The sequence below is a fragment of the Tardiphaga sp. P9-11 genome (assembly GCF_008329525.1).
In the GTDB taxonomy this organism is placed as follows: Bacteria; Pseudomonadota; Alphaproteobacteria; order Rhizobiales; family Xanthobacteraceae; genus Tardiphaga.
The window spans coordinates 65,162-82,720 of sequence record NZ_NPKQ01000011.1 but is presented as its reverse complement, the minus strand read 5'-3'; the positions used below and the strand labels follow the sequence as shown (position 1 = coordinate 82,720).

The window sequence follows — 17,559 nt, the reverse complement described above, 5'->3', positions numbered from 1 at the left end:
TTTACGTCTCCACTAGCTCGGCAAGTCAAGAATTTATCTTGCCAGACAAGTGTAGTCAGCGAACATCGTTCCGAGGTTCAGTGACAGAAATGCGCAGAAAATGTGGGCAGCAGGCCCTGCCGGCCCGCTACGCCAGAGGCTACTTCTTCAGCGACAGCAACAGCAGTGAGCGGCCAGTCACCTGATATTCGTGGTCGAACGGGAAGTCCTCGCCGCCTTTGGTATCCGGAATATTGGTGTCCACCAACAGTTCCCAAGCTGTTCCCCCAAAAGCCTCGGGCATCGTGAAATCGACCAACCCTTCGAAGCCGTTCAGGATCAGCAACATCGTCTGATCCTCGGCAGGCCTGTGAATGCCGGTCTTCTGCGCGCGTCCGTCCAGCAGCATGCCGAAGCATTTCATGTTGCCGTCCTTCCAATGCGCGTCCTGCATCGGGCCGCCATTGGCGTTGATCCACGTCACGTCGCGGACATCCAGATCGGGGTCGTGCTCGCCGGTCAGGAAGCGGCTCCGGCGCAGAACCGAGCAGCCGCCAAGCAGCTTGATCAGCCGCTTGGTGAAAGCGAGAAGGTCCTTGTCCTCGGCCGTGAGGCTCCAATTGAACCACGAAATCTCGCTGTCCTGGCAATAGGCATTGTTGTTGCCGTTCTGCGTGCGGCCGAATTCGTCGCCACCGAGCAGCATCGGCGTGCCCTGAGAGAATAGCAGTGTCGCCAGCATGTTGCGCTTCTGGCGCTCGCGCACAGCGATGATCGCCTTGTCGTCGGTCGGCCCTTCCACGCCGCAATTCCACGAGCGGTTGCTGGAGCTGCCGTCCTTGTTGTTCTCGCCATTGGCCTCGTTGTGTTTCTCGTTGTAGCTCGCCCAGTCGTTCAGCGTGAAGCCGTCATGAGCGGTGACAAAATTGACGCTGGCCCAGGCGCGGCGACCCTGATGGTTGAACATGTCGCCGGACGCGACGAGACGCGGTGCCAGTGCCGAGACCGGCGCTTCGCCGCGCCAGAAGTCACGCGCGGTATCGCGGAACTTGTCGTTCCATTCTGCCCAGCCGGGCGGAAAACCGCCGACCTGATAACCGCCGGGGCCGATGTCCCAGGGTTCAGCGATCAGCTTCACTGTCGTCAGCAAGGGATCCTGATCGACGGCTTTGAGGAAGCCGCTCTGTTCGGTGAAGCCATAGACTTCGCGCGCCAGGATGGTGCCGAGATCGAAGCGGAATCCGTCGATATGCATCTCCCGCACCCAGTAGCGCAGGCTGTCGGCCACCATCTGGATGACGCGGGCATTGGACAGGTTCACTGTGTTGCCGGTGCCGGTGTCGTTGATGTAATAGCGCGGCTTGTCCGGCATCAGCCGATAATAGCTCGCATTGTCGATGCCCTTGAAGGACAGGGTCGGGCCAAGCTCGTTGCCTTCGGCAGTATGATTATAGACGACGTCGAGAATGACCTCGAGCCCACCGGCATGCAGCGCCGACACCATCTCCTTGAATTCGCGCAGTGAGTTCGGCACGTCTGAGGCGTAGCGCGGGTCGGGCGCAAAGAAGCCGATGGAATTATAGCCCCAGTAGTTCACCAGCTTCTTGTTCAGCAGATAGTCGTCATTGATGAAAGTATGGATCGGAAGCAGCTCGACCGAGGTGATGCCGAGGCCGCAGAGATAGTCCACCACCGGCTTGCTGCCGAAGCCGACATAAGTGCCGCGCAATTCTTCCGGTACGTCGGGATGCAACTTGGTGAAGCCCTTGACGTGGGTTTCGTAGATGATGGTCTGGTCCCACGGCACGGGTTGCCGGCCGGCTTCACCGGCCCAGTCGAAGTCGCGATCGACGATCACGCATTTCGGCATGAAGGGCGCCGAGTCGCGCTCGTCGAAAGTGGTGTCGTCGCCGCTCTCCATCTTGTACCCGAACACAGCCGGATTCCATTCGAGCTGACCGGCATGGGCGCGGGCATAGGGATCGAGCAGCAGCTTGTTCGGATTGAAGCGATGTCCCTTGTCCGGCTCATAGGGACCATGGACGCGGTAGCCGTAGAACGTGCCGGGACCGACATCCGGGATATAGCCGTGAAAGACCTCGTCGGTATATTCCGGCAACTCGATGCGCGTTTCCTTGTCGCCGTCGAACAGGCAGACCTCGACCTTGGTGGCATTGGCCGAGAACAGTGCGAAGTTGGTGCCCTTTCCGTCCCAATGCGCGCCAAAGGGATAGGGAAGACCTTCTTCGACCACTCTGTTCGTCACGATTGCCCCACTGTCTGGTGATGAAATGCGCGGTATAACTGCGTCGCCGCATTTCCGTTGCAATGCAATCAGGTCGTTTTGGAATATATCTTGGCCTGCAAGGGCCACCAGCCCGGAGTTTTGCCTTTTGACCGACGTCTCGCATCACAAGCGCATCGCATTGCTGGGCGCGCCAGTCGAAGTCGGAGCCTCTCAGCGCGGGACGTTGATGGGGCCGGCTGCCATGCGGACGGCAGGCCTGGGGCCGCTGCTGGAAGAGCTTGGCTTCGAGGTGGAAGACCACGGTGACCTCATGCCGCCGTCTGTGCCTCTGTCGACTGATACACCGCCGGAGAATGCCAAGCATTACCGCGTGATCCAGAGCTGGATCCAGGCGCTGAGTGCGCGCGCCTACACGCTTGCCAAATCGGGCGCGTTGCCGATCTTCGTGGGCGGTGATCACAGCCTGTCCATGGGATCGATCAATGGCGTGGCGCGGCACTGGCACGAGCAGGGGCGCGAACTGTTCGTCCTGTGGCTCGATGCGCATGCCGATTACAATACGCCGCACACGACCATCACCGGCAACATGCATGGGATGTCCGCGGCCTTTCTGTGCGGCGAGTCCGGTCTCGATGGACTGCTCGGTGCGGAGCCTCGGGCCTCGATCAAGCCTGACAATCTCGATCTGTTCGGCATCCGCTCCATCGACAAGCTCGAGAAAGAGCTGGTGCACGCCCGCAAGGTCGCCATCGCAGACATGCGGCAGATCGACGAGTTCGGTGTCGGCGTTCTGATCCGCCGTGTCATCGAGCGGGTCAAGGCGCGCAACGGCGTGTTGCATGTGTCCTTCGATGTGGACTTCCTCGATCCTGCGGCAGCGCCCGGCGTTGGCACCATGGTGCCCGGCGGTGCGACCTATCGCGAGGCGCATCTGATCATGGAACTGCTGCACGATTCGGGGTTGATGTGCTCGCTGGATGTCGTCGAACTCAATCCGTTTCTGGACGAGCGCGGGCGAACCGCACGGGTGATGGTCGAGCTGGTCGGCAGTCTGTTCGGGCAGCAGATCACCGATCGGCCGACGCCGAGTAACGCGATTATACCGCCCGGCTAGCTCACGGTCGGCGAAACCTCGATTGGTTCCGGGCTTTTGCGCGCGTTACACATGATCGTTTTGTTATCTTCTCGGAACTAACCCTGTGACGCGGGATTGCTACTCCATCGTTCACAGACGGAGAAGCACGTCATGATCAAGCATCTTGCCATCATCGCCGTTGCTGCGGCGGGCATCAGCAGCGCAATTCCAGCCAAGGCCCAGGACATCGGCGTGGGCGTCGGCCCAGGTGGTGTGACGGTCGGCGCTGTCGGCCGTGACCGCTATCGCGATGATTACGACCGCGGTTATTACCGCGATCGCCGCGACCGCAACGAGACCGTGATCATCAAGCGCAGCCGCGACCGTGATCGTGGCTATTATGATGGCGGCGTCGAACGTCGTACTGTCATCGAACGCTACTAATATTGCGCTGAACGAGAGGCGGCCCTTCCTCGGAAGGGCCGTTTTTTCGTGCGTGATGGAAGCCAGAGAACATTGAGTGATAGGACCATGACTACTGCAGCGACGGTTTGGTGGCAGGCCGGCACCATTTATCAGATCTACCCGCGCTCGTTTCAGGATTCAGACGGGGACGGCGTCGGCGACCTTGCGGGCATTGTCGGCCGGCTCCCCTACCTTCGGCAGCTCGGCGTCGACGCCATCTGGCTGTCGCCGATCTTCCCGTCACCAATGGCCGACTTCGGCTATGACATCTCGGACTATATCGGTGTTGATCCGATATTCGGTACATCGGCCGATTTCGAAGCGCTTGTGGCTACAGCCCATGGCCACGGCCTGAAGATCATTCTCGATCTGGTGCCGAACCATACCTCGGATCAGCATCCGTGGTTTGTCGAGAGTCGCTCCTCGCGTGATGATCCCAAACGCGATTGGTATATCTGGCATGATCCGAAGCCCGACGGCAGCGCACCAACGAACTGGATGTCCGAGTTCGGCGGGAGTTCGTGGGAATATGATGAGACCACGCAGCAATATTATTACCATGCCTTTCTCGACAGGCAGCCTGACCTGAACTGGCGCAATCCTGCCGTCCGCGAAGCAATCCATGAAGTGATGCGGTTCTGGATGCGAAAGGGCGTTGATGGTTTTCGCGTCGATGTGATCTGGCATCTGATCAAGGATTCCGAATTTCGCGATAACCCGACAAATCCGAATTTCACAGCCGGGCGCCCGCCACACGAGGCGTTCCTGCCGCTCTATTCGACCGATCGCCCGGAGACGCTGGACGTAGTCGCCGAGATGCGCCGTGTCGTCGATGAGTTCGATGACCGCGTGCTGATCGGCGAGGTCTATCTCCCGGTCGACCGGCTGGTTGCCTATTACGGCAAGGACCTGTCGGGCGCTCATCTGCCGTTCAATTTCGCACTGCTCTCCGCGCCGTGGAATGCCTTTGCCATCGGCGAGTTGATCGCGCGCTATGAAGCAGCACTGCCGCTCGGCGCTTGGCCCAATTGGGTACTCGGCAATCACGATCGGCCGCGCGTCGCCAGCCGGGTTGGCATGGCTCAAGCGCGCGTCGCGGCGATGTTGTTGCTGACACTGCGCGGGACGCCGACGCTGTATTATGGTGACGAGATCGGCATGAAGCAGGTACCTATTGCACCGGAGCAGGTTCAGGATCCGTTCGAAAAGAACGTGCCCGGGATCGGTGTCGGTCGCGATGGCTGTCGCACACCGATGCAATGGGGTGCCACCGAACATTCCGGCTTCACCACGGGCGAGCCCTGGTTGCCGCTGGACGCGGATTATCCGCGGCAGAATGCGGCGGCACTCGCTACCGATCCGCGTTCGATCCTCAGCCTCTATGTAAAGCTGATCGATCTGCGCAAGCGCATACCTGAACTGGTGTTCGGCAGCTATGAGCCCGTGGACGCTGCGGGCGACGTGCTCGCCTATCGGCGCGTCTATGACGGACAAATGGTCCTGATCGCCCTCAATCTCAGCGGAGAGCCGGTGTCATTGCATGTGGGCGGCGGCGAGATATTGCTGGCGACGGGCTTGGATCGCCATGGAGAGAATGTTTCGGGCGCGCTGGAATTATCAGGCAATGAAGGTGTGATCGTCAGGCTGCGGTAGATATCCGCGCTCGGCGGCCGCATGCATAACAAGCAAAAGCGCCGCCGGTTGCCCGGCGGCGCTTTCTCAATCGTCGTCACGCAGACGAAGCGCTTAATCCATACCGATCGTGGTCAGGTCCTGGAACCAGTGCTGGGCCTGCACGAACTTCTTCACCTTCGGCGATAACGCGTGCGGGTTGGTGTCGTGGACGACCCAAACTAGCACTGCGTCATCGACGATCTGCGCGTGAGCCTCGGCCAGCAACTCGTCCTGCTTCTTCGGATCGAAGGTGTTCTTGGCTTCGTCGATCAGCGCATCGACTTTCGGGTTCTTGTAGCCGCCCCAGTTCACGCCGACCGGTGCGATCTGGCCGGAGTGGAAGAAGCGCACGATGGCATACAGGGGATCCGAGGTGACGTAAGCGATGTTGTTGGATGTGATGCCCTTCATGCTCTCGTCAGCCGCACCCTTGCGCCATGCGGTGTAAAGAACCTCGAGCTCGACGACCTTGAACTCGACCTCGACGCCGATTTCCTTGAAGCTCTGCTGCAGGAATTCGTTGATCGGCAGCGACAGCATCTGGCCGGTGCCGCCATTGGCGATGATGAAGGTCGCCTTCAGCGGCTTGTCCGGGCCGTAGCCGGCTTCCTTCACCAGTCTCTTGGCTTCGGCGAGATCATACTTGATCTTGAAGGTCGGCTTGCCGAACCACGGGCTCGATGGGTCGACCTGGCCGATAGCGGGCTTGGCGAGGCCGTTCATCAGCGCGACGACGGCATCGCGATCGATGGCGAGGTTGAGGGCCTTGCGCAACCGCACGTCGGTCCAGGGCGAACCCGGCAGTACGCTGAGATGATAATTCCAGACATGCGGCGTGACGTTGTCGACGATCTTCATGCCGGCGCCCTTGAGCTGCGGCACAGCGTCAGGAGCGGGGGTTTCGATCAGATCGACTTGACCGGCGAGCAGCGCATTGGTGCGGGTCAGTGCTTCCGGCATCGGGACGAGCACGAGCTTGTCGGCTTTCGGAATGCGCTTCTTGTCCCAGTAGTCGGGATTCTTGCTGAGTTCGGCGAGTTCGCGCGGAACGAGCTTGGTTAGCTTGAACGGGCCGGTGCCCGACGGCTGCGATGCGAACTTGTCCCAGTCCTTGCCGACCTTCTCATACTGCGCCGGGCTGGAGACCAGGAACCACAGCATCTGATAGGGGAAGAAGGAGTCGACGGTCTTGGTGGTGATCTCGACAGTGCCATCGTCGATCTTGGCGTAGCTGGCGACCGAGGGCAGGCGGGTCTTGACCTGCGCGCTCTGGCGCTTGTCGAACTGCGGCGCCTTCTCATTCAGCACCTTGTCGAGATTCCAGATCACCGCGTCGGCGTTGAAGTCGCTACCGTCATGAAACTTGACGCCCTTGCGCAACGTGAAGCGCCACTTGGTCTTGTCGGTGTCGTCGACCTTCCATTCCGTGGCGAGACCGGGAACGAGTTTGCCCGGACGATCGGCGACATCCATCTCCCAGGCGACGAGCGGGTCGTAGATCGTGTAGCCGGTGAACTGGTAGCCGCCGGCGCCGCGATCGGGCTGACCGGTGGTCAGCGGCACGTCCGCCATCGATATGCCATAGCGCACCACCGTTTCGGCTTGCGCCGGCGTGGCTGCACCTATGGCGGCGGCGATGGCCGCAACAAATAACGAGCTTCGAACGCGCATAAACCAGACTCCGTATGGTGGGATATTGTCCGCCAGATACCTGCAATCCTGATGCCAGATTGGGCATTTCGAACGGTTGGTGTGTGCTGGTGTGCTGCAGTGCCGCAGTTTGAGTCATTGCGCTGCAAGGTTGCAGGCCTTGGCACAAGCGTTGCATAAGAATTAGCCAGTTTAGAACAAACCAACACTGGCGGAAGCCAACGTGTCATCCAAAGCCAAGAGGGACTGATTACGATGCGTATCGAAAAGCCGACAAAGAGCCGTCTCGCGGCAGCAATCACCTTGCTGACGCTCGCTACGGCCCTGACCCTGCCTCAGGTGGCGCGCGCCGAAACGGTGCTGCGCATCGGCATGACCGCTGCAGATATTCCACGCACGCTCGGCCAGCCCGATCAGGGGTTTGAAGGTAATCGTTTCACCGGGAACACAATGTATGACGGCCTGACCGGCTGGGATCTCTCGTCCGCCACCAAGGCGAGTGTTGTCATCCCAGCACTCTCGACCGAATGGAAGGTGGACGACGCGGACAAGAAGAAGTGGACCTTCAAGCTGCGTCCAGGCGTTACTTTCCACGATGGCTCGGCCTTCAACGCGGATGCCGTGGTCTGGAATGTGGACAAGGTGCTCAAACAAGATGCAGTCCAGTTCGATGCCAGCCAGGTCGGTGTGACCGCCTCGCGCATGCCGACTTTGGTGTCCGCGAAGAAGATCGACGACATGACCGTCGAACTGACCACGAAGGAGCCGGACTCCTTCCTGCCGATCAATCTCACCAACCTCTTTATGGCGAGCCCGACGAAGTGGCAGGCGCTGTTCGACAAGGCCGAAGGCGCTGATGCCAAGGCCAAGTCGCAGGCGGCATGGGCGGCCTTCGCCCGCGAAGCCTCCGGCACCGGCCCGTGGAAGATGTTGAAGTTCACGCCGCGCGAGCGTCTCGAACTGGTGAAGAACGACGCCTACTGGAACAAGGACCGCGTTCCGAAGACCGACAGGATGGTGTTGCTGCCGATGCCGGAAGCCAACGCCCGTACTGCAGCGCTGCTGTCGGGGCAGGTCGACTGGGTCGAGGCGCCTGCGCCCGACGCCGTCAAGGAAATCACCGCGCGCGGCTTCAAGATCGAGAAGAACGAGCAGCCGCATGTCTGGCCGTGGCAGTTCTCGCGCGTCGAAGGCTCGCCGTGGAATGACATCCGCGTCCGCAAGGCCGCCAATCTCTGCATCGATCGCGACGGTTTGAAGGACGGTTTGCTCGCCGGCCTGATGGTGCCGGCGACCGGCACCTTCGAGCCCGGCCACCCCTGGCGCGGCAAGCCCACCTTCGAGATCAAGTATGATCTGAAGGCCGCACAAGCGCTGATGAAGGAAGCCGGTTACGGCCCGAGCAAGAAGCTGACCGTGAAGACGCAGACCTCGGCATCGGGCTCCGGCCAGATGCTGCCGCTGCCGATGAACGAATATCTGCAGCAGGCGCTGGCGGAGTGCTACTTCGACGTCAAGCTCGATGTCATCGAGTGGAACACGCTGTTCACCAACTGGCGCCGTGGCGTGAAGGATCCGAGCGCAAACGGTTCGGATGCCACCAACGTCACCTACGCGGCGATGGATCCGTTCTTCGCGCTGGTCCGCTTCCTGCAGTCGTCGATGGCGCCGCCGGTCTCCAACAACTGGGGTTTCATCAACAATCCGAAGTTCGATGAACTGGTGACCAAGGCTCGCACTACCTTCGATGCGACGGCACGCGATGCAGCCCTGGCCGAATTGCACGCCGCTTCGGTCGATGACGCAGCCTTCCTCTACGTGGCCCATGACGTCGGCCCGCGTGCATTGAGCCCGAAGGTCAAGGGCTTCGTGCAGCCGAAGAGCTGGTTTGTCGACTTCTCGCCGGTGTCAATCGCGCCGTAAGAACTCGGTCATTACGTCAAGCCGATGCTTCGCCCCTCTCCTGCACAGGAGAGGGGCGAAGTCGCCAGAGGCGGCTCTCTGAACTAGAACTGAAGGTGACCAGTGTTCGTCTACATCGCGCGACGTGTTGTCTACGTCATTCCCATCGTCCTCAGCGTGGCGCTGGTGTGTTTCCTGCTGGTACACATCACACCCGGCGATCCTCTCGTTGCCATTCTTCCCGCTGACGCGTCGCAGGAACTGGCGCAGCAGCTCCGCGTCGCTTACGGCTTCGATCGTCCGCTGCCAGTTCAGTTCGGCTTGTGGCTGTGGCGCGCGCTACATGGTGATCTCGGCAGCTCCATCGCCACGGGCCGTCCGGTGTTGGCCGAAGTCCTGAAAGCCGTTGGCAACACCGTCACGCTGGCCGTCGCAGCGGCCGCTATCGGCTTCACGCTCGGTTTGTTTTTCGGCCTGATCGCCGGCTACTTTCGCGACACCTGGGTCGACAAGGTTGCGACCTCGATCGCCATCGCCGGCGTCTCGGTGCCGCATTACTGGCTCGGCATGGTGCTGGTCATCATCTTCTCGGTACAGCTCAACTGGCTCCCTGCGGTCGGCGCCGGACCGGGCGGTTCGGGCTCATGGGCCTGGGACTGGGAGCACATCAAATATCTGGTGCTGCCGGCGATCACGACATCGGTCATTCCGATGGGTATCGTGACGCGCACGGTGCGCGCACTCACTGGCGACATCCTGTCGCAGGATTTCGTCGAGGCGCTGCGTGCCAAGGGCCTGCAGGAAACCAAGGTGTTCCGTCACGTTATCAAGAACGCTGCGCCAACCGCATTGGCCGTGATGGGCCTGCAGCTCGGCTACATGCTCGGCGGCTCGATCCTGATCGAGACCGTGTTCTCATGGCCCGGTTCGGGGCTGTTGTTGAACTCCGCGATCTTCCAGCGCGACCTGCCGCTACTGCAGGGCACGATCCTCGTGCTGGCGCTGTTCTTCGTGTTCCTCAATCTTCTGGTCGATATCGCGCAGGCGTCGATCGATCCGCGCATCAAGCGGAGCTGACCATGCTGGATATCCTCTCATGACCGTGATGACCGACACTGCATTGCAGGTGGCTCCTGCCAGCAAGGCCCGCGGCTATTGGGCCACGGTGGGCCGCCGCATCGCGCGCGACAAGGTCGCGATGGTCTGCGCGTTCATCCTGTTGCTGATCTTCCTCGCCGCGATCTTCGCGCCCTATCTGCATCTTGCGGATCCCTATCAGGGCTCGATGATCCGTCGCCTGCGCGCCATCGGCACGCCCAATTATCCGCTCGGCACAGACGAACTCGGTCGCGACATGCTCGCGCGCCTGATCTATGGTGGGCGGCTGTCGCTGCTGATCGGCATTCTGCCAGTGATCCTCGCTTTCGTCATCGGTACGTCGCTCGGACTCGTCGCGGGCTATGTCGGCGGCAAGCTCAATACCGCGATCATGCGCACCGTCGACGTGTTCTATGCGTTCCCCTCGGTCCTGCTGGCCATTGCAATTTCCGGCGCGCTGGGCGCGGGCATTCTGAACTCGATTGTGTCGCTGACGATCGTCTTCGTGCCGCAGATCACGCGCGTCGCCGAGAGCGTCACCACGGGCGTGCGCAACATGGATTATGTGGAAGCCGCGCGTGCGTCGGGCGCGAGCGCCTTCACGATCATGCGCGTGCACATGCTCGGCAATGTGCTGGGCTCGATCTTCGTCTATGCGACGGGCCTGATCTCGGTATCGATGATCCTTGCCGCAGGCCTGTCGTTTCTCGGTCTCGGCACCAAGCCACCGGAGCCGGAATGGGGCCTGATGCTGAACACGCTGCGCACGGCGATCTACGTCAATCCATGGGTGGCAGCACTCCCCGGTGCAATGATCTTCGCAGTGTCGATCTGTTTCAATCTTTTGAGCGACGGCATGCGTAGTGCCATGGATATCCGGAACTGATGGCATGAGTGATACCGTAGAAGAAATCGACAAGCTGGAGCCGCTGGAAGACATTGGCGGTATTGCACAGCCGCTGTTGCAGGTGGTCAGCCTGACCAAGCATTTTCCGGTGCGCGGCGGACTGTTCGCGCCAAGCAAGACCGTGCGCGCCGTGGATGATGTGTCGTTCACGATTTCCAAGGGCGAGACCGTCGGCATCGTCGGCGAGTCCGGTTGCGGCAAGTCGACGACCGCGCGGTTGCTGATGCATCTGATGCCGCGCAATTCCGGCGACATCATCTATGACGGCCGTACCGTCGGACGCGAGCTCTCGCTGCGCGAGCTGCGCCGCGGCATGCAGATGGTGTTTCAGGACAGCTATGCGTCGCTCAATCCGCGCCTCACCATCGAGGAATCGATCGCGTTCGGACCAAAGGTCCACGGCATGGCCGACAAGGCCGCGCGGCTGCTGGCGCGTGAGTTGCTCGGCAAGGTCGGCCTGCGACCTGAGACTTTCGCCAATCGCTATCCGCATGAAGTCTCCGGCGGCCAGCGTCAGCGCGTCAACATCGCGCGTGCGCTAGCGCTGTCGCCGCGGCTCGTCATTCTCGACGAAGCTGTCTCGGCGCTCGACAAGTCGGTCGAGGCACAGGTGCTCAACCTGCTGGTCGATCTCAAGCGCGAATTTGGCCTGACCTATCTGTTCATCAGCCACGACCTCAACGTAGTGCGCTATATCTCCGACCGCGTGCTGGTGATGTATCTCGGCGAGGTTGTCGAGCTCGGTCCGGTGGACGAGGTCTGGGACGGGCCGGCGCATCCGTACACGCGCGCGTTGCTGGCCGCGATGCCGTCGTCCGACCCCGACAAGCGGACGGAAACGCCGCCGATCACCGGCGATCCGCCGAACCCGATCGATCCACCGTCCGGCTGCCGTTTCCACACACGCTGCCCCTTTGCCGAAGCGATGTGCGGGGAGGCGACGCCGAAATTGACTGAAATCACTGTGACCGGCCATCAGGCTGCCTGTTACATGGCGATCCCGGGTTCGGGACACAGCAAAGCACCTGCTGCAGGAGCGCATTGAGATGACCAAACCGACTGCCAAGCAGATCAAGGCGCTGACCGAGGTCAGCGGTCTTCCCGCCTCTGATGAGGTTGCGGAGCGCATCGCCAATTCGATCGGTCCGGCCTTCGAAGGATTCGCGGCCGTGGCCGGCACCCTGCCGTTCGATCTCGAGCCTGCGACCTTCCTCGCTGTTCAGAATACGAAGGCTGCCAAATGAGTGTTACCGAACCCGCATTGCTGTCGCTGACGGAAGTCGTTGACGCGATCGCCACGAAGAAGATTTCGTCACGCGAAGTCACGCAGTCGTGCCTCGATCGCGCTGCGAAGTCTCAGCCGAGCCTCAACGCCTATATGTCGATCGAGGCCGATGCAGCGCTAGCGGCGGCGGCCGCGGCCGACGCCGCGCTTGCCAGGGGGCAGAGCCGCGGCGCACTGCATGGCGTGCCGCTGGCGCACAAGGACATGTATTACGACGAGGGACACGTCGTGACATGCGGCTCGCATATTCGCCGCGACTGGGTTGCCACCACGACGGCAACGTCACTGCAACGCCTGAAGGATGCCGGCACGGTGCGGCTCGGTTCGTTGCAGATGGTGGAGTTCGCCTACGGCCCGCTCGGCCACAACGTGCATTACGGCGCCGTGCATAATCCCTGGCACGTCGATCACGTCACCGGCGGTTCGTCGTCGGGTTCTGGCTCTGCCGTTGCGGCGCGTCTCACGTTCGCGGCGTTGGGTTCCGACACCGGCGGATCGATCCGCCTGCCGGCGCATTTCTGCGGCGTCTCCGGTTTGAAGACGACCGTCGGTCTGGTGAGTCGCGCCGGGGCGATGCCGCTGTCGCAATCGCTGGATACGGTCGGCCCGCTGGCGCGTACCGTCGAGGATTGCGCGCTGCTGACGGGTCTGATGGCCGGTGCCGATCCGCTCGATCCGACCTGTAGCACGCTCCCTGTGCCGGACTACATGGTGGCGACACGCGCGTCCGCCAAAGGCATGACCGTCGGCATTCCCAAAGCGTTCTATGTCGATGATCTGGACATCGATACTGCTGCCATTCTGCAGAACACCATCGCGACGCTGAAAGACGATGGCGTCAAGATCGTTGAGGTCGATTTGCCCAATCAGGGCCAGCTCACGGCGGCCTGTCAGTTCGTGCTCGCGACGGAAGCCGCAGCAATGCACAAGCGCTGGATGATCGAGCGTCCACAGGATTACGGCGCGCAGGTGCTGATGCGTTTGCAAAACGGCCTCGCGATCACCGGCGTGTCCTATATCGAGGCGCTGCGCTGGCGCGGCCCGGCGCTTGCGGCCTATCTGGCCGCCGTGACCGGCACTGATGCCGTCCTCGCACCGGTTTCGCCCGGCGCGGCGCCGACCATTGCGGAGACCGATGTCGGCAATAGCTCGGGTGCCGAAGCAATGATCCAGCGGTTGACGCGCTTCACGCGCCCGATCAACTATCTCGGTCTGCCCGGTCTCTCGATTCCGGCCGGCTTCACCAAGTCCAAGCTGCCGGTGGGCATGCAGCTGATCGGTCGGCCGTTCGATGAAACGACGTTGCTGACCATTGGCGCGGCCTTCCAGCGCGCGACCGACTTCCACAAACAGTGCCCGGAGTTGGCATGAGCAATCTTGTCGACGTTCGCAATCTCAACGTCCGGTTCGGCGGCGAGCGCACCGTCTATGCGGTGAATGATCTCAACCTGACGCTCGGTGAGGGCGAGGTGCTCGGCCTGCTCGGCGAGTCCGGTTCGGGCAAGAGCGTCACCTTGCGCGCGCTGATGCGGCTGTTGCCGAAGAAGCGCACGCAGATCACCGGCACGGTGAATGTGCTCGGCAAGGACGTGCTGGCGCTCGACGACGACGAGCTCTCGGCCTTTCGCGGCCAGACGGTGTCGATGATCTTCCAGGAACCGGCGCTGGCGCTGGATCCCGTTTATACGATCGGTCAGCAGATCGCGGAAAGCGTGATGCGCCACGAGGGCAAGACCCAGGCCGAGGGTGTGAAGCGCGCGCTCGAAATGCTCGAGGTCGTGCGCATTCCCTCTGCGAAGCGTCGCCTCGATGCCTATCCGCATGAAATGTCCGGCGGCATGCGGCAGCGTGCGATGATCGCGCTGGCGCTGGCCTGCAAGCCGAAGATCCTGCTCGCGGACGAGCCGACCACCGCGCTCGATGCCACCGTGCAGATCCAGATACTGCTGTTGCTGCGCGAGCTGCAGCGCGAATTCGGCATGTCGATCATCTTCGTGACGCATGATATCGGCGTGGCCATCGAGATCTGCGACCGTGTCGCGGTGATGTATGCCGGCCAGATCGTCGAACAGGGCACGCTGAGCCAGATCGTGCGCTCGGCCGTGCATCCCTATCCGCAGGGGCTGCTGGCCTCCACGGTGCATGGCGCCAAGCGCGGCGCGCGGCTGGAGACCATTCCGGGCACGCCACCGTCGCTGGACAAGCCGCCGGTGAACTGCTCCTTCGCGCCACGCTGTAAATTCGCCCAGCCGCGCTGTGTCGAAGCGCCGCCGCCGAATGTCGAACTCGCGGACAATCGCGTAGTGCGGTGTATTCTGGCGGAGCAGGCGGCAGCGGCAGTGCCGGCCTGACGCCTTCCTACCCCGCCAAATTCTTCAGCAGAAACGTCAATGCCGTCTGCGCGAAACTGTGCATGTTGCCAGACCGGTCATTACTGCCGGTCTCCAGCGTCATGACCTCGTTCCGAGGGCCGGCGACGGCCATGCAGCTATGGCCGGCGGCGTCGCCATAGCGATTGCCGGAGGGGCCGGTGGCTCCGGTCTCCGACAGTCCCCAGTCGCAGCCGAGGCGGGTGCGGATCTGCGTTGCTAGCAGTTGTGCGTAGGGCTCTGAAGACGAGCGCATGCCCGGTATCCGAAACGCGTCATCGGAAATATCCATCAACACGCGCCGCGCATCGCGCGTATAGATCACACCACCGCCGATGAAATAGGCGGAGGCGCCAGGCACGGCCAGCAGTGCGGCGGAGATCAATCCGCCGGTGGAGGATTCTGCGACGCCGATGGTCTGCTTGCGCGCGATCAGCTCGATGGCGATCTTCTCGGCGAGGAGGACGAGATCTCTCATGATTTCTTGCCCCACGGTTTGATCCAAGGCTTTTTCGCCAGCGACGTATAAACCGCGCGAATGAAGTTCTTGCTGGCCGTCTCGTTCGGCGCCCACTTCGCATCGAGATCGGCGAAGGGCTTGGCCGCCAGGACGTCGTCCTCGGTCTTGCCCTCCTTGATCAGCGTGGTCATGCGATCGCGGGCTGTCACCAGCATGGCGCGGTACCCGACCAGCGCAGCCTTGTTCGCCAGAGGGCCATGACCTGGAACGATCTTGGTACTGTCGTTGGCCAGCTTCAGATAGGCATCGGTCGCGGCGATCATGCCCTTGATGTTGCCGCCGTTGAGGGTGTCGATATTAGGATAGCGTCCATTGGTGAATGTGTCGCCGGTTGCAATGACATTGGCGCTCTTGAAGTAGACATAGGTGTCGCCGTCGGTATGGGCGTTATCGGGGTGGCGCAGTTCGGCGATGCGACCGCGCAGACTGAGCTTGAGCTGATTGGTATAGGTCGTCACCGGCCTGGCGGCTTTCGGTGCCGGCGGGTTCTGCGCGCCGGTCAGGAAATTGGCGGAGCCTTTTTTCAGCTTTGTCCGGACCTTGATGTGAGCGACGATCGTCGTGCCCTCGTTGGCGAAGGCTTCATTGCCGCCGGTGTGGTCGCCGTGGAAATGCGTGTTGACCAGATACTTCACCGGCTGCGGCGTCACCGCAGTGATGGCCGCCTTGATCTTGTCGTGCAGCGGCGCAAACTGACTGTCAACGAGAATGGCGCCCGACTTGGCCGTCGCCAGCGTCATGTTGCCGCCCTGGCCTTCGAGCATGTAGACGCCGTCGCCGAGGTCTGTGGTCTTGATCTCGACCTTGGAGAAGTCGGGCGGCGGCGGTGCCGACGGCGGAGATGCCTGCTGCGCGAGCGCAGGCGTCAGCGTGAGAAGAGTGATAACCGCGGCCAGTGTCGTCCGATTCATCGCAAGCTCCATCCGAAACAGGCCAGACTTCTAGCATGTTTCGGATGGCAATCTGCTCGCGAACACGTGATGCCTTGATGTCGATGCTGCAGCCTAGGCGGGAACAGGCTTGGGCGCTTCCACGGTCTGGCCGCCGCCACGATAGATCGCCAGCGTTGCCAGGAAGCCGCTCGCTGCCGCGAACATCAGCCAGAAGCCGGGGGAGGCGCGGTCCGCGGTGTGTTCGATCAGCCATGTCGAGGCGAGCGGCGTGAAGGTGCCGAACAAAGCCGCGGCGAGGGCGAAGGCCAGCGAGAAGCAGGTCGTGCGCACATGCGCCGGAACGATCTCGACCAGAGCGCCCAGCATCGTTCCGCTGTACATGCCGAAGTAAAACGAGAACAACATTTCCACGGCGAGCATCTTGCCGAATGTCGGATTCGCGGTGAGCCAGAGCAAAGCGGGATAGGCCGTCACAAGCGCGAGGCCCGAGATCGCCAACAATACGGGCCTGCGCCCGATGCGATCGGACAGTGCTCCGCCGACCGGATTCCAGATGAAGTTGGTGACGGCCACCGCGAGCGTCACCAGCAGGCTGTCCTGCGTCGAGAGCTTCAGCACGTTCTTGCCGAAGGTCGGCGTGTACACGGTGACGAAGTAGAAGGTCACGGTGGTCATCGCGGCGAGGAACATGCCGAGCACGATGATCTTCCAGTTCACCGCAGCCGACGCGAAGATCTCCGACGCCGTCGGATGCTTCTTCATGGCCAGGAATGCCGGGGTCTCTTCCAGTGAGCGGCGCAGCACAAAGATGAACGGCACGATCAGGCAGCCGACAAAGAACGGAATGCGCCAGCCCCAAGCCGCGACCTGATCGGCGGGCATGACCTCGCTCAGGAAGAAGCCGAGCAGCGCAGCGACGAAGATAGCGACCTGCTGGCTCGCCGACTGGAACGACGTGTAGAAGCCGCGATTGCCGGGCGTCGAAATTTCAAACAGATAGACCGAGACGCCGCCGAGCTCGACACCGGCAGAGAAGCCCTGCAGCAACCGGCCGATCAGCACGATGATCGGCGCGGCGATGCCGATCGAGGCATAGGTTGGGCACACCGCGATGAAGACGGTGCCGAGCGCCATGATCGCCAGCGTCACGATCAGGCCCTTGCGACGGCCGATGCGATCGATATAGGCGCCGAGGAAGATCGCGCCGAGCGGGCGCATCAAGGCGCCGAGCCAGAAGGTGGTGAAGGTCAGCAGCAGCGCGTTGGTGTCGTTACCGGGCGGGAAGAATGCCTTGGAGATCGCGGTGGCGTAGAAGCCGAACAGGAAGAAATCGAACTGTTCGAGGAAATTGCCCGACGTCGAGCGCAGGATGGCGCCGAGACGCGACTTGAGCTCGGCAGGCTGGGCAAGTGTCGTGTTGGATGCCGTCATCGTTCTCTCCCGGTCACGGACGACCGGCGAAGCGCGCGGCCGGGCAGTTGGGCTGCCGTTATG

At 61.8% G+C, this 17,559-nt stretch carries 15 protein-coding genes; 10 read left to right on the top strand and 5 right to left on the bottom strand.

The annotated features are described in order from the left end of the window. Nucleotides 1-139: 139 nt before the first annotated feature. Nucleotides 140-2,245, bottom strand: coding sequence for a glycogen debranching protein GlgX (gene glgX, locus CIW50_RS25545; RefSeq protein ID WP_149533973.1), 2,106 nt, complete (start codon nt 2,243-2,245; stop codon nt 140-142). A gap of 127 nt (nt 2,246-2,372) precedes the next feature. Here glgX and rocF point away from each other — a divergent pair, with 127 nt between their 5' ends. The 3 genes from rocF (at nt 2,373) to CIW50_RS25530 (ending at nt 5,420) form a co-directional block, all read left to right on the top strand. Further along, entirely contained in the window at nt 2,373-3,341 is a 969-nt protein-coding gene (rocF, locus tag CIW50_RS25540; protein ID WP_246664461.1) for an arginase, read from the top strand. 132 nt (nt 3,342-3,473) lie between these two features. Next, the gene (locus CIW50_RS25535) at nt 3,474-3,746 is read left to right on the top strand and encodes a hypothetical protein (RefSeq protein ID WP_089265966.1); all 273 of its coding nucleotides are present in this window, start codon (nt 3,474-3,476) and stop codon (nt 3,744-3,746) included. Between the two features lie 87 nt (nt 3,747-3,833). After that, nucleotides 3,834-5,420 (top strand): alpha-amylase family glycosyl hydrolase, encoded by a 1,587-nt coding sequence (locus CIW50_RS25530; protein ID WP_149533971.1) that lies wholly within the window; start codon nt 3,834-3,836, stop codon nt 5,418-5,420. Nucleotides 5,421-5,513: 93 nt separating this feature from the next. Here CIW50_RS25530 and CIW50_RS25525 read toward each other — a convergent pair whose 3' ends face one another. After that, nucleotides 5,514-7,112 carry an ABC transporter substrate-binding protein gene (locus CIW50_RS25525; RefSeq protein ID WP_149533970.1) on the bottom strand — a complete coding sequence of 533 codons (1,599 nt, stop codon included), beginning with the start codon at nt 7,110-7,112 and terminating at the stop codon, nt 5,514-5,516. A gap of 234 nt (nt 7,113-7,346) precedes the next feature. Here CIW50_RS25525 and CIW50_RS25520 point away from each other — a divergent pair, with 234 nt between their 5' ends. From CIW50_RS25520 to CIW50_RS25490, 7 genes are all read left to right on the top strand, one after another. Continuing rightward, nucleotides 7,347-9,014 carry an ABC transporter substrate-binding protein gene (locus tag CIW50_RS25520; RefSeq protein ID WP_149533969.1) on the top strand — a complete coding sequence of 556 codons (1,668 nt, stop codon included), beginning with the start codon at nt 7,347-7,349 and terminating at the stop codon, nt 9,012-9,014. 102 nt (nt 9,015-9,116) lie between these two features. Then, nucleotides 9,117-10,070, top strand: a complete 954-nt coding sequence (locus CIW50_RS25515) for an ABC transporter permease (protein WP_149533968.1) — start codon at nt 9,117-9,119, stop codon at nt 10,068-10,070. A 28-nt stretch (nt 10,071-10,098) separates the two neighbouring features. Next, entirely contained in the window at nt 10,099-10,977 is an 879-nt protein-coding gene (locus CIW50_RS25510; protein WP_502707542.1) for an ABC transporter permease, read from the top strand. A gap of 4 nt (nt 10,978-10,981) precedes the next feature. Then, nucleotides 10,982-12,043 carry an ABC transporter ATP-binding protein gene (locus CIW50_RS25505; protein WP_149533966.1) on the top strand — a complete coding sequence of 354 codons (1,062 nt, stop codon included), beginning with the start codon at nt 10,982-10,984 and terminating at the stop codon, nt 12,041-12,043. Nucleotide 12,044: 1 nt separating this feature from the next. Then, a complete protein-coding gene (locus CIW50_RS25500; RefSeq protein WP_120287058.1) occupies nt 12,045-12,242 on the top strand; it encodes a hypothetical protein in 198 nt (65 codons plus the stop codon). After that, nucleotides 12,239-13,654, top strand: coding sequence for an amidase (locus CIW50_RS25495; protein WP_149533965.1), 1,416 nt, complete (start codon nt 12,239-12,241; stop codon nt 13,652-13,654). The genes CIW50_RS25500 and CIW50_RS25495 overlap by 4 nt, the downstream gene beginning before the upstream one ends. Continuing rightward, nucleotides 13,651-14,634 carry an ABC transporter ATP-binding protein gene (locus tag CIW50_RS25490; RefSeq protein WP_149533964.1) on the top strand — a complete coding sequence of 328 codons (984 nt, stop codon included), beginning with the start codon at nt 13,651-13,653 and terminating at the stop codon, nt 14,632-14,634. The genes CIW50_RS25495 and CIW50_RS25490 overlap by 4 nt, the downstream gene beginning before the upstream one ends. A gap of 7 nt (nt 14,635-14,641) precedes the next feature. Here the strand turns inward: CIW50_RS25490 and CIW50_RS25485 are convergent, their stop codons facing one another. From CIW50_RS25485 to CIW50_RS25475, 3 genes are all read right to left on the bottom strand, one after another. Next, nucleotides 14,642-15,130, bottom strand: coding sequence for a CinA family protein (locus tag CIW50_RS25485; RefSeq protein WP_149533963.1), 489 nt, complete (start codon nt 15,128-15,130; stop codon nt 14,642-14,644). Next, a complete protein-coding gene (locus CIW50_RS25480) occupies nt 15,127-16,083 on the bottom strand; it encodes an MBL fold metallo-hydrolase (RefSeq protein ID WP_172980466.1) in 957 nt (318 codons plus the stop codon). Before CIW50_RS25480 ends, CIW50_RS25485 begins: the two co-directional genes overlap by 4 nt. Nucleotides 16,084-16,176: 93 nt before the next feature. Further along, nucleotides 16,177-17,496: an MFS transporter gene (locus CIW50_RS25475; protein WP_149533961.1), complete on the bottom strand. Its 1,320-nt coding sequence runs from the start codon at nt 17,494-17,496 to the stop codon at nt 16,177-16,179. Nucleotides 17,497-17,559: the final 63 nt, after the last annotated feature.

Excerpts from the sequence above, each read along its gene's own strand:
- CIW50_RS25535 (WP_089265966.1), top strand. The coding sequence starts at position 3,474 with ATGATCAAGCATCTTGCCATCATCGCCGTTGCTGCGGCGGGCATCAGC.
- CIW50_RS25505 (WP_149533966.1), top strand. The coding sequence starts at position 10,982 with ATGAGTGATACCGTAGAAGAAATCGACAAGCTGGAGCCGCTGGAAGAC.
- CIW50_RS25480 (WP_172980466.1), bottom strand. The coding sequence starts at position 16,083 with ATGAATCGGACGACACTGGCCGCGGTTATCACTCTTCTCACGCTGACG.
- CIW50_RS25530 (WP_149533971.1), top strand. The coding sequence starts at position 3,834 with ATGACTACTGCAGCGACGGTTTGGTGGCAGGCCGGCACCATTTATCAG.
- CIW50_RS25500 (WP_120287058.1), top strand. The coding sequence starts at position 12,045 with ATGACCAAACCGACTGCCAAGCAGATCAAGGCGCTGACCGAGGTCAGC.
- CIW50_RS25485 (WP_149533963.1), bottom strand. The coding sequence starts at position 15,130 with ATGAGAGATCTCGTCCTCCTCGCCGAGAAGATCGCCATCGAGCTGATC.
- CIW50_RS25495 (WP_149533965.1), top strand. The coding sequence starts at position 12,239 with ATGAGTGTTACCGAACCCGCATTGCTGTCGCTGACGGAAGTCGTTGAC.
- CIW50_RS25510 (WP_502707542.1), top strand. The coding sequence starts at position 10,099 with ATGACCGACACTGCATTGCAGGTGGCTCCTGCCAGCAAGGCCCGCGGC.
- CIW50_RS25520 (WP_149533969.1), top strand. The coding sequence starts at position 7,347 with ATGCGTATCGAAAAGCCGACAAAGAGCCGTCTCGCGGCAGCAATCACC.
- CIW50_RS25525 (WP_149533970.1), bottom strand. The coding sequence starts at position 7,112 with ATGCGCGTTCGAAGCTCGTTATTTGTTGCGGCCATCGCCGCCGCCATA.
- CIW50_RS25475 (WP_149533961.1), bottom strand. The coding sequence starts at position 17,496 with ATGACGGCATCCAACACGACACTTGCCCAGCCTGCCGAGCTCAAGTCG.
- CIW50_RS25490 (WP_149533964.1), top strand. The coding sequence starts at position 13,651 with ATGAGCAATCTTGTCGACGTTCGCAATCTCAACGTCCGGTTCGGCGGC.